The organism is Aromatoleum diolicum (assembly GCF_012910955.1).
Taxonomy (GTDB): Bacteria; Pseudomonadota; Gammaproteobacteria; order Burkholderiales; family Rhodocyclaceae; genus Aromatoleum; species Aromatoleum diolicum.
The window spans coordinates 1-1,197 of sequence record NZ_WTVQ01000104.1; the positions used below are offsets into that span (position 1 = coordinate 1).

Below are 1,197 nucleotides of genomic sequence, written 5' to 3' on the forward strand. Positions count from 1 at the left end.
AGGGTCGAGCATCGTTGCACGGTGAGTATCGGCGTGACTCTATTCCATGATCATGAAGCGAGCCCAGCCGACATTTTGAGGCGTGCTGATTCGGCGATGTATCAGGCCAAGCAGGCCGGAGGCAATCAGGTTCGGTTTTATGACGGCATAGGTCAAGTGGATGCAGAACGGTGAGACCGGTCTTTCGGTTTGCCAGCACGAAGCGGCTCAGGGTCGGGCGGCGACGGCCCCGGGGTGGATTCTTCGCGCAAGGCGACCGGAGGGAATCGATGCGCCGAGTGGGGGCGGACCCGGGCATGAGCTCAAGGCCGCGCTGCATGGCGCTTCCCCGCAAATCGGGCCACTCAGCGCGGTGATCCGCTGGAGCGCAGGCTCGCCCTGAGTGGAAAAAAAATGCCGCCCAGTTTTACCAGGGCGGCACTATCGCGAGAGCGAGCCTGTTCAGCTCAGCCCATGCTGTAAGCGATTACGCGGACTTCTTGGCAGACGCAGCCTTCACGGTCGCTTTGGTCGCGGCCGCGACGTTCGCTTCGGCGATTTCGGTGGCTTGCTTGGCGGCCTTGCTGACGCTGTCGAACAAGTTGGTGGCGGCGCCGAGGGCCGACTTGAAAGCCGCGAACGCAGGCTCGGAACCGGCCGGAGCGGACTTGGCAGCCTTGTCCAGCGCGTCGGTGAAGGTCTTGTTCAGTTCAGCAACTTGCGTTTCGAACAGCTTGGCGAATTCTTCCTGGCCTTCGGAAGTGATCTCATACACGCTGCGACCGTAGGCGACCGCCTTGTCGAGCATCGGCTGAGCCAGGGTGGTTTGAAGGGCAGCCAGATCCTGCGGGTTCTTGACGGCAAGCACGGTCTTGGTGGCGGCGACGCTGTCTTCCAGCACCGAGCGGGCGGTGTTCAGATTCAGCTCGGTCAGGCGTTCGGCTTGAGTGAAAGCCTTGTTCGCCAGCGCCGTCAGGGTTTCAACACTGGCCTGGTTAGCGGAGGCGAACTGCTTGAGGGCGACAGAGGCGTTCATGGTCAATTTCCTTGGTGGGATCGGTCGAATCGTCAATGGCACCCACATCGGGAATTTGGGGCGCCGGGCATGCTGCTCCGCAACATTCCGGTGATTGTAGAACGTTTTATGATAATGTCAATCGCGTCTTACGGCGCGTCAAACTAGCCCTCACAAGGCGCGAGTGCGCCGGTAAACATCGA

At 60.8% G+C, this 1,197-nt stretch carries 2 protein-coding genes; one reads left to right on the forward strand and one right to left on the reverse strand.

Features of this window, described 5'->3' with window-relative positions; all coding sequences use genetic code 11:
• Positions 1-21: 21 nt before the first annotated feature.
• Positions 22-174, forward strand: coding sequence for a diguanylate cyclase domain-containing protein (locus GPA25_RS23570; protein WP_343035058.1), 153 nt, complete (start codon positions 22-24; stop codon positions 172-174).
• Positions 175-466: 292 nt separating this feature from the next.
• On the opposite strand, the gene GPA25_RS23575 is transcribed toward GPA25_RS23570, so the two are convergent.
• Positions 467-1,015, reverse strand: a complete 549-nt coding sequence (locus tag GPA25_RS23575) for a phasin family protein (protein WP_169262829.1) — start codon at positions 1,013-1,015, stop codon at positions 467-469.
• Between the last annotated feature and the right edge of the window lie 182 nt (positions 1,016-1,197).